Source organism: Lentibacillus sp. (genome assembly GCF_035301675.1).
Classification (GTDB): Bacteria; Bacillota; Bacilli; order Bacillales; family Amphibacillaceae; genus Lentibacillus.
Genome location: NZ_DATGTT010000012.1, coordinates 1 through 10,349, shown reverse-complemented (window position 1 = coordinate 10,349; position 10,349 = coordinate 1). Strand labels below are relative to the sequence as shown.

The window sequence follows — 10,349 nt, the reverse complement described above, 5'->3', positions numbered from 1 at the left end:
AAACGTGCGGCACTCCCCGCCAAAGTGTGAATCGGGCGCCGGGGTTTAATCCAAATTAGGAATACTTTGCATTATTTCTGCCATCGTGAAGGATATACACGTGATGCCAGGAGAAGTTATAGGTTCGTCATTTTGGAAAATATTTATAAGATTATACTGGTTCTTGTGCAGAGAATATTGCTCTAAAATCCCTGTCTTGGGTTCTACTGTCCAATATTCAGGAATACGAAAATTGGCATACGTATTCAGCTTATCAATTTTATCCCGCTTTAAAGTAGAAGGGGAGAGGATCTCAACAACAAGGTCTGGTGGCCCTACGACACCACGATTGCTTAAAATGTTCATTCGCTCCCGGTGGATCAGTACAAGATCCGGCTGCCTCACTTCATTATCAGCCAATATGACATCAATCGGTGCATTTAAAATAACGTAGTCTTTTTCACAGCTTTCAGCAATATTTCTTTGCATTTGAAAGCTGACCATTTGATGGATAACAGATGGTGCCGGACTCATCAATTCTAATTGCCCGTCAACGAGTTCATAGCGATTGCCGTCATCAATTGAAGCATAGTCATCATAGGTGAGGTTGGTTTCTTTTATGAGTTCAGTACAGGCGCTCTTACTTTTACGATTCTTTTTATCGCTCATCACCATACCTCCAATCGATTCGTTTCTGCCAGTATACCATAGGAACCACGGCAAAGGGATTTGTCCCCCGCTGTGTTAATACATTAAGGCAATACGGGATGTTTTTTCGATACTCTCTGTATGGCTAAATTATGCTAAAGTTCATCATTCGTTTTATCCACAGTTTCTTTCATCTCTTCTTCTTGCCATCCTTTACAAACATCGATCCATTGTTTGGCAAATGAGTAGTTGAATAGTTCCTCACCGGTTAATTCAATTGCCGAATTTTCGCTTCCGCACGCGGGGAATACCGTTTCAAAACGTTTCATCGAAGTATCCAGATAGATATCGAGGTCATTTGCCAGGCCGAATGGACAAACGCCACCGACGGCATGTCCTGTTTGCTCCAGCACTTCGTCGGGCGAAAGCATACGTGCTTTGTAGTGAAAAGTGCCACGGAATTTTTTATTGTCGATTTTGGCATCGCCTGCCGCCACAACCAGGATTGCTGTGTCACCCTCACCTTTGAAGCACAGTGTTTTGGCAATCCGGGCTGGCGTGACGCCGATTGTTTCAGCTGCCTGTTCGACCGTGCTGCTTAAGCTCTCAAACTCCATTATATCCTGTTCACGATCCCACTGTTTAAAATGGGTTTTGACGTTTTCCAGCGACATTTTATTTCATCCTTTCTTCACCTGTATTATGTATTATCATAACATTCTCCGATTATAATTGCTGTTTTACACAATCAGTGGTCACAATCTGTTTCTGGTGCCTTTCTGTGGGAGTGGGCCAGGGCATAGACCCCGCTGGACACAGTTGTTATGACGCCGGGGTAGGTTTTGAGGTTGTATGAAGTCGTTTGAAGTCAGCGCGAAAACGAGTAAGAGCAGATCCAAAATATGCGGGCTGGGTAAAAAAAAGACCGCCATCCCGCGGTCTTTCAGAACAAACTCTTTTACTATTCAACTTGCTTTTTAAACTCTTCATAAATATTGCTCACTTCAGGTCCGATGACGATCTGCACGTGTTCACTATCAACTTTCACGACACCATGTGCACCTGTTTGCTTGATTTTTTCCTCGTCTACAATTGATTCATCCTTTACTACCAGGCGCAGACGCGTCATGCAGTTTTCATAGTCTACCAGATTTTCTTTGCCGCCGACATTCTGAAGGATTTTTTTCGCCATGTATTCGAATTTACCATGGCTCAGTTCCAAGTCTTTTTCCTTTTCTTCCCGCTCTTCACTGAACTCCTTATTATCTTCCCGGCCGACGACTTTAATGTTTCGCTTCACGATGAGTGTATAGAATGTGAAATAGTAAAGAACACCGAATGCGAGTCCGACTGGGATGATTATCCATCCGCTATCGGCGATTCCAAGATTTAATGCGTAGTCAATAACGCTTCCGCCCCACGAGAAGCCATGCCGGACATCAAGCAAATAGAGTGTGGCACCGGCGAGTCCTGTATAGACAGAATGGATGAAATACAATAATGGTGATGTGAACAGGAATGTAAATTCGATCGGTTCGGTTAGACCTGCCACGATAGACGTCAAACTTCCTGAACTCATCAAGGCTTTTGTTTCTTCTTTTTTCCTCTTATGCGCAGCTCTGGTCATGGCCAGTGCAATGGCCGGAACACCAAAGATCATGATGACGAAAAAACCGCCCAAAAAGTAGCCTGCAGTCGGGTCGCCGTTCAAGAAACGGGTGATTTCACCGGTTACGACTTCTCCGCTTGCAGTTTCATAGCTTCCAAGGCCGAAATAAATGTACGTGTTCAACACGTGGTGCAATCCGAACGGAAGAAGGAAGCGGTTCAGAAAACCGAAAATGAAAATGCCCGCTGCCCCTAATCCGACCAAACCTTGTGCAAGGGAGTCGATAGCTGATTGGGCATAAGGCCACAATAATACTGAAATACCTGTAACAGGAATCATGGTTACGATGATCATGGTTATTGGGAATTTCTCTCCCCCAAAGAAGGAGAATATGTCTGGTAATTTGGTGTCTTTAAAACGGTTATAAATGAATGCTGCGATTAATCCCGATAACACACCACCGAATACACTCATATCCAAGTCCGGGTTTATAATCGTCAATCCTTCATTTAAAATAGCGATTGCCAGGAATCCGGTTAATGCCGGGATACCCCTGTCTTTTGTTTTAGCAAGTCCCATCGCGATACCAATCGCAATCAGGATATCCATGTTGTTGAAAATAGCCCCGGCTGCCTGCACCAATGGCCAGTCAAGCAGGTCTTCCGCACTGATTCGGAACAGAATGCCTGCAGCGGGAAGTGCCACAATCGGGATGAGCATCGATTTCCCCAGGTTTTGCATGAAACGTCTCATTGATTATTCACCTCTCCATAAATCGTTGTACGTGATCAACTCAAAATGTTCGTTGTCCCTCAGTTTGGTTTTTGTTTCCGGGTGCGTAATGGCTGCCAATTCCTCCAGACGCGGTGTTGCGTAAGAGGAGTTTTCCATAATGAATTTGTCCAGATATGATGGGTGACACATGATTTCAACTGTTTCAGCACCTTGATAATGATTCAGAATCGTTTGTGCATCCGCTAACATAATTTCCGGATTGTATTCGAACGTGTCTGTTGTCAACAGCTGTGTCCCGGCAGATTCCTGATCGAAATTATTTCTGACGGGCAGATTATATTCTTTCGCCAGTTGGATAAAAACAGGCAGTATCTGGTCCTGGTTATTAATGTGATGGTGACTGTCCAAATGTGTTGGGACCAGCCCGGAATTGAGGAAAGCCTCAATTTGCGCTTTCCATTCCCGATACAATTCATCCTGGTCGATGTGAAATTTATCCTGATAATGGTGCAGCTTTTTAAAATGGCCATCCGCATCGACAAGTGTAGTGTGATTATCCAGCAATGGCCTGCCGCACGTTAACGTGAGATGAACGCCAATTCCAAGAGTGCTGTATTGTTTGCCGAGTTCATACGCATGCTCCGCGCCGGGCATGTTGGTCAAACATGTCGTGGATGTGAGCACGCCTTCTGTATGAGCATCGATGATTCCGTAGTTGGCTGCCCTTGAATAGCCGAAGTCATCGGCATTGATGATGAGTTTTAACATGATTGTCTCCTCTTTCCCTAAATGAATTTAATATAATTCAGGCCAGTAATCTTTATTCGCTTTAATCAAATCGTCCAGAATTGCTTTTGCTTTAGGCGCATGAACTATCGTCCTATTTAAGGTCAGTGCCTGCAGCAATTTGTTATAGCTGTTTTCGTAATACGCTTCGACGACCAGTTTTTCGCAGGCATGCTGATTCTCGATTAAGCCCTTATAGAAAGTCGGGATGTCGCCAACAGAAAATGGTTTTGTTCCGTCGTTGGTCAGCATTGCCGGAACCTCGACCAGCGCATCATGAGGGAGGTTGGAAATAACTCCATTATTTTCAACCATGACAATGAATACTTCTTTCAAATTAAATACAAGCGAAGCAGCTGCCCTGATCATGTAGACACCATGAATATCAGCTTCGACATTTATATTCTTTGTTGTTTGCTGTGTAATGATATGATCGCAAAGTTCATGTACTTGTTTTTCTCTGCCGTTCATGACTTGTCTTGCTCTTGTATTGTCAGGTGATTCTTTTTTAGCTAATTCGTCCGGATACAGGTAGTATTGCAGATACGTGTTCGGTAAAAACCTTGGAAAGTCGATTAGCATTTGTCTGGCCTGTCTGAATGTTTGTATCCATGATTCATCATTGGCGATTTCCTTATCTGTCGGAATGAAGTCACCGTTAATGATTTTAGTTTTGAGTTCCTGAGTCAGGTCATTGCCTTGTTTATCAAGGATTTTACTGAACCAGCCAAAATGGTTTAAGCCGAAATATTCCGGAACAAGTTCCCATACATCTTTTTCGAGTATATCTGCATAACTTTTCATAATTGCTATGGGCATGTCGCAAATGTTTAAAATCCGCTTGTCATCAGGAAATTCCTGTTTTAATGCAAGACCTACGATGGCTGCGGGATTGGTATAATTCAGAATCCATGCATCTTTTGAATAATGTCGTATGTCATTGACCAGTTCAATCATGTCGTGAATCGAGCGCAGACCATATGCCATCCCGCCGGCACCGCTCGTTTCCTGACCAACGACACCATGTTTGACCGGTATTTGTTCATCACGTTCGCGCATGGCGAGTCCGCCGGTTCTGATTTGAACAAATGCTGCATCAATGTCACTGAATGCAGTTGCTTTATCTGTTGTATAGTTAAAAGACTCAAGTTCAGGATAATGTTCGCTTAGCAGGATCTCTGCAGCTTTAGCTATTTTTTCCTGCCGTGCTTCATCAATATCGTAAAACGTTATTTTTTTGAGTGGAAAGTTTTCTTTTTCGCGGGTCAGGCTCATGATCATTCCGAGTGTATATGTGCTGCCTCCGCCGACGATAACTAAGTTTTTCTTTTCCATTTAAATGAAACCCCTTTCTTGTTGTTGTTAATATGATTTTAACGTAACTATATACAAATATCAATACGAATATAATACAACTTTTAAAATTGGTATGAAAAATAGACGAATCGTGGTACACTTAGTGCAGAAAATGGAGAGGTTGATCAGGGAAATGTGGAATGAATCTACGCCACTATACAAACAAATTGCAAACCATATTAAGGAAGACATCGCGAATGCGGAGCTGACCCATGGGGATGCGATTCCTTCTGAAACAAAATTGGCCGGAACTTATGGTGTCAGCAGAGTGACAGTAAGGGAGGCTATCAAACAGCTTGTTGATGAAGACATCCTATATCGTGTTCAGGGAAGCGGGACATATGTCAGTCATGAAAAGATAGAACATGATATATTGAAATTACAGGGATTCACCGAGGAAATGAGCAGTCTGGACAATGATCCATCCAATGACATTCTGGAATTTCAACTTATGTCACCACCTGAAGAGGCTAGGGAACATTTGAAAATAGATGAAAAAGTTTATTACGTTAAACGACTGCGGCTGGCAGATTACGAGCCCCTAATTTTGGAAGAATCCTATTTGCCTGTTGATCTCTTTCCGGACCTGTCTATTGACGTGATGAAGCGATCAAAATATGATTATATCAGCAGCAAAGGCTATAAAATTGAAAGACGTTACGGTGAGTTGATCCCGATCATGCCCAACGATGAAATGATGAAGCATTTGCAGATTGCTGAACACGATCCATTGCTTTTCATGGAGGCTTTCTCGACGTTTAGGGATGGAACGGTTTTCGAATACTCAAAAGTTTACTTCCACCCGCATAAGTACTCATTTAAAGTTGTTTCATCAAGGAATGGGGAGTAGGAGTACAGAGTTGTCTGTATAATAATGGGTTGATTTCCGGCGGCTGCCGGAAATCGTCTATCTGAAACACAAAGATTTTACCGCCGGACTATGATAGAATAATAGAAGCAAATCATCTATGAAACGAGGAAAACATATGACACAAAAATTAATCTTTTTTGATATAGACGGGACATTGCTTGATGATGAGAAGCGGCTGCCGGATTCGGCCAGACAGGCGATTGCTGATTTACAGCAAGCCGGTCACTTTGTGGCGATCGCGACAGGGCGTGCGCCATTCGCATTCAAACCGCTGATGGATGACCTGAATATTGGCACGTATGTCAGCATCAACGGGCAGTATGTCGTGCACAACGGCGAGGCGATCTATAAAAATCCGCTCAGGCCGGATGCACTTGCGGCGCTGGAAAAATACGCAGCGGAACGTCAGCATCCATTGGTTCATCTCAACCATGATGACTGGTACGCCAATACGCAGAATCATCCGCATGTGCAAGAAGCAACGGGGTCACTGAAACTTGATACAACCGTTAAGTATAATCCTGATTATTTCCGTGAAGGTGAGGTATATCAAACGCTGTTATTCTGCACAGGAGAAGGCGAAGCGGAATATGATCAAACGTTTGATCAACTCGATTTTATCCGCTGGCATCGGTATTCTGTCGATGTTATGCCGGCCGGCGGTTCCAAAGCGGCAGGCATCAGAAAGCTGATTCAAGAGCTGCAGATTCCGGCGGCTGATGTCTATGCATTCGGCGACGGATTGAACGATATTCCAATGCTCAAGTCCGTTCAAAACAGCATCGCAATGGGGAACGCTGCAGATGTTGTGAAACAAGCGGCAGGAAGTGTTACGAAAGATGTGCATGATGACGGGATTTGGCATGGGTTGAAGATGGTTGGGTTGTTGGGGTGACTGTGCTTAAATTGGGTAATGCTTGATTTAGAGCAGTACACCTGCAGACTGTGCAAATGATGTACGTCCAAAAAGGGGGGACATCATACAAAAGGTGATGCCCTCCTTTTTGAATCACGCAAGTACGAAATCTTCCGGACTGACTTCCGGCCATGAAAAATATTATGCATTTGTATCGTCTATGCCATAAATAATTCAACTACTCTAAAACTCTTCTCACATCCAGCATAGCAGGCTGACCTGTGTTATCATCCAAAGCACAATTAAGGATAGATTTTTGCTGATGATTTTCGGTCGACTGAAGACCGCCTTTGTAATTGGAGGATTTTTGGCATGGGCCAAAAATTTCCAATAACATGGTTTTGATGTGATGGGAGGTGTTTCAAAACGTGCGAAAGTGGGTTCGAATCGTGCGAAAACAGTTCCAAAACGTGCGGGGATGGACTCAAAACGTGCGAGATCAGCTCCAAACCATGCGAGAACTTCATCAAAACGTGCAAGAACGGCTTCAAACCGTGCGAAAGCATCTTCCAACAGTGAGGACGACTGGCAGCTCATCGAAAGTACCCTTCATCCTATGCCCACACCTATTCACGATCCCCCAAAAAACTATTCGAATCATCTCCCAATTCATTCAACAATATGCTATAGTTAAAGCATCCCGCCTCAAAACTAAATAAAGGAGCAAAACGATGATATTCAAAAACCGCACAAAACCCCTGCCATTAAGGAAGCTTGATGCAGCCATCCCGCGGCTCTCGCCACAGTTTCCAGGTCTCCCCAAGATGAAAGAAGATGCCAAAAAGCAGCAGCAAGGCTACACTGGAGAAATAAAAGTCGACTATTTTATCGATAATCTAGCCCCGATGTACAGCATTCTTCGTGATGTCTACCTCCGCGTTAACGGCAAAAACTTTCAAATTGATTCATACATTAAGGCAGACTATTCAATCTATGTCGTCGATGCCAAGAACTATGATGGAATGATTATTTTTAACACCCTTCTCAAACAGCTCACCCGCTCTGACGGCAAGATTGAGTCAGGCTTTGAATACCCAATCACCCAGGTGAAAAATCAAACATTCCATTTGCAGAATTGGCTTTCCCACCATAATTTTTCTCATATTCCAATAACAAGTTTAGTTGCCATTGCTGATCCATCAACGATTGTAAAGGTGGAAGGCAGCCAGGAAGAGGTAGGGAAATATGTTACACATGCTGCTAACGTTTCTGATTTGATTCTAACAAGGGAACGCCAGCTGGCTCGAAAAGGTGCCAAAAAGCTGCCAGCCCACCAGATAGAGAGGGCTATTCTTCATGAGTGCCGTGAATTCGATATTAATTTGTTCAAAAAGTATGGTGTGCGCCCAACGGACATATTGCCTGGTGTCATTTGTCGTGATTGCGGCTTGCGGGGGATGAAGCGCGTGCATAGCGGATGGTGGTGCCCTAAGTGCAGGCAAAAGCATTATAACGCGCACTTGAAAGCACTCGCTGATTATTTGCTGCTGGTTAAAAATACAATAAATAATAAGGAATGTATGTGGTTTTTAGCCTTGGATAACAGGGGGACTGCCACAAGAATTCTTAAAAAAAGCGGATTGATATATGACGAAAAATATAAACATTGGTATAAAAAGAATTAAATGGAGATTTTCGGCTGTTGCCGAAAATCTTTCCTTACTAGAGGGACGAGTGATCATTTGAATGAGTTGACAATGAACGAACGGAGGTCCAATCAATATAAACAGCAAATAGATCAAGGATGTTGGTTTTCGGTGGCAGCTGAAAACGTGCGAGAGTGCTGTCAATTCGTGCGACACAAGGAACAAACCGTGCGAACCCCCAGCTAAACCGTGCGGCGCGAGTGTTAAATCGTGCAGGAGTGCCCTCAAAACGTGCGAGAGTGCCGTCAATTCGTGCGACACATGACACAAATCGTGCGAGGGCGACTTCAACTCATTGGAAGTGTTGCTCACCCACCATGCGAGGGCCTTCCCATATCTTCCCCGGGTCGAATGGAAAATTTGGAAAGCGGGATGTAATCTATTAAAATATCTGTACAGCGTCTCTTCATAACAGCCACGCTGGAGAAATTGACCAAGCAACAAAAGGTTTCGCTTCATCTGTAAAAAACCATATGGTGTAGCATCCCGCATAATTACTATGCGACGGATTAAAAAAGCTACATATTTGGAAATTTATATATGCAAGAAATAAAAATGTTGGAACTGCTAGGAGGCGTAATGTTTGAAGTTAGTTGGCATATCAGGAACATTGGCAGGGGATAAAACATCTAAGGCTGTTTATGATGTGCTGGAAGCTGCCAAACTTATGGATACATCAATAAAGACAGAACTAATTGATTTAAGGGATTATGACCTATCATTTGCCGACGGGTCCCCGCTTGCTTATTTTGACGATGACACCTGGCCGGTGGCGGACAAAATCATGTCTGCCGATTGTTTGGTGTTTGGTACTCCCATTTATCAAGCTTCTATCTCCGGTGTATTGAAAAATCTGCTGGATCATTTTCCGGAGTATGCTTTTAAAAACAAGGTTACCGGCATTGTCGCAACAGGCTTGTCGGAGAAGCATTTTCTTGTAACCGAATACCAGCTGAAACCCGTTCTTTCTTATTTTAAAGGGCTGGTGCCTACAGAGAATGTTTTTGTTCAGAATGATTGCTTCGATGTGGAAAGTGGCGAAATTATCGATACCCTCATTTCAAAGCGACTGAGAAATCTTGCCGAGGAAATGCTGTTTCTGCAGCGGAGTATTAATGAGCGTATGGAGCGGTAAAGCCCAGCGGATCTCGCCAGAAGGTTAATTTTGAGAAGGAGGGCGGTTTTCGGCGGCCGCCATAATCCCCTTTATTGCTGGGTGATTAGGGGATTTTTGGCTTTTGCCAAAAATCGTCAATAATAATGGCTTGAACCTGGGCGATCGCATCGTCGAAATGGTCGGGCGCATCTATGTTACAATTCTCATAAGAAGTTAGTCTGGATACTTAAGGGAGTTGATCGAATGAAAGCTTATCAAATCAAAATTGAGTTAGCAGGTTCAGAGCCATTAATCTGGCGAAGGGTCATCATGCCTGCAGGTGCAACATTTAACAGGCTTCATGATGTTATTCAGACGGTGACCAATTTCCAGGGCGGTTATCCCGGCGCTTATCACCTTTTTGAATTTGACCTGCCGGATGACAATATGAGGGTGACGAATGACGAAGAGGCGTATCAGGAGCACCAGCATTTTAAGAAAAATCGGAAAGAGATTGAGGCCAAGCTGCGGGATGTTCCCCAGCAATTTGCAGACATCCAGGAGGCCCGGCTGCGCGAATTGGAAAAAGTGGTGCGCAAACCGGCCGGGATCAAAATTGATTCGTATCTGGAAAAGTATGAAACGCTTGAATACATCTATGATTATGGCGACGATTGGCGGTTTCTTGTTACGCTGGAAGAAATCGC

11 protein-coding genes are annotated in these 10,349 nt (G+C 43.7%); 5 read left to right on the top strand and 6 right to left on the bottom strand.

Annotation, left to right across the window (positions count from 1 at the left end; all coding sequences use genetic code 11):
* Positions 1–45 precede the first annotated feature (45 nt).
* The 5 genes from VK097_RS02310 to VK097_RS02290 form a co-directional block, all read right to left on the bottom strand.
* On the bottom strand, positions 46–648 hold the full coding sequence (locus tag VK097_RS02310) for a Uma2 family endonuclease (protein WP_324210183.1): 603 nt from the start codon (positions 646–648) through the stop codon (positions 46–48).
* A gap of 134 nt (positions 649–782) precedes the next feature.
* Entirely contained in the window at positions 783–1,301 is a 519-nt protein-coding gene (locus VK097_RS02305) for a YbaK/EbsC family protein (RefSeq protein WP_324210182.1), read from the bottom strand.
* Positions 1,302–1,588: 287 nt separating this feature from the next.
* On the bottom strand, positions 1,589–2,989 hold the full coding sequence (locus tag VK097_RS02300) for a PTS transporter subunit EIIC (protein WP_324210181.1): 1,401 nt from the start codon (positions 2,987–2,989) through the stop codon (positions 1,589–1,591).
* Between the two features lie 3 nt (positions 2,990–2,992).
* Positions 2,993–3,739: a chitin disaccharide deacetylase gene (gene chbG, locus VK097_RS02295; RefSeq protein ID WP_324210180.1), complete on the bottom strand. Its 747-nt coding sequence runs from the start codon at positions 3,737–3,739 to the stop codon at positions 2,993–2,995.
* A gap of 27 nt (positions 3,740–3,766) precedes the next feature.
* Positions 3,767–5,092 (bottom strand): 6-phospho-alpha-glucosidase, encoded by a 1,326-nt coding sequence (locus tag VK097_RS02290; protein ID WP_324210179.1) that lies wholly within the window; start codon positions 5,090–5,092, stop codon positions 3,767–3,769.
* Between the two features lie 154 nt (positions 5,093–5,246).
* Between VK097_RS02290 and VK097_RS02285 the strand changes: the two genes are divergently transcribed.
* Both VK097_RS02285 and VK097_RS02280 read left to right on the top strand, forming a co-directional pair.
* A complete protein-coding gene (locus VK097_RS02285) occupies positions 5,247–5,963 on the top strand; it encodes a GntR family transcriptional regulator (RefSeq protein WP_324210178.1) in 717 nt (238 codons plus the stop codon).
* Between the two features lie 136 nt (positions 5,964–6,099).
* Positions 6,100–6,879, top strand: coding sequence for a Cof-type HAD-IIB family hydrolase (locus VK097_RS02280; RefSeq protein ID WP_324210177.1), 780 nt, complete (start codon positions 6,100–6,102; stop codon positions 6,877–6,879).
* A gap of 216 nt (positions 6,880–7,095) precedes the next feature.
* Here the strand turns inward: VK097_RS02280 and VK097_RS02275 are convergent, their stop codons facing one another.
* Positions 7,096–7,437 (bottom strand): hypothetical protein, encoded by a 342-nt coding sequence (locus VK097_RS02275; RefSeq protein ID WP_324210176.1) that lies wholly within the window; start codon positions 7,435–7,437, stop codon positions 7,096–7,098.
* Positions 7,438–7,571: 134 nt separating this feature from the next.
* On the opposite strand from VK097_RS02275, the gene VK097_RS02270 reads away from it, so the two are divergent.
* From VK097_RS02270 to VK097_RS02260, 3 genes are all read left to right on the top strand, one after another.
* Positions 7,572–8,525, top strand: coding sequence for a nuclease-related domain-containing protein (locus VK097_RS02270; protein WP_324210175.1), 954 nt, complete (start codon positions 7,572–7,574; stop codon positions 8,523–8,525).
* A 604-nt stretch (positions 8,526–9,129) separates the two neighbouring features.
* Positions 9,130–9,681 carry an NADPH-dependent FMN reductase gene (locus VK097_RS02265; RefSeq protein ID WP_324210174.1) on the top strand — a complete coding sequence of 184 codons (552 nt, stop codon included), beginning with the start codon at positions 9,130–9,132 and terminating at the stop codon, positions 9,679–9,681.
* A gap of 225 nt (positions 9,682–9,906) precedes the next feature.
* Positions 9,907–10,349: plasmid pRiA4b ORF-3 family protein (locus VK097_RS02260; protein ID WP_324210173.1), on the top strand; the 443-nt coding region annotated here is incomplete at its 3' end.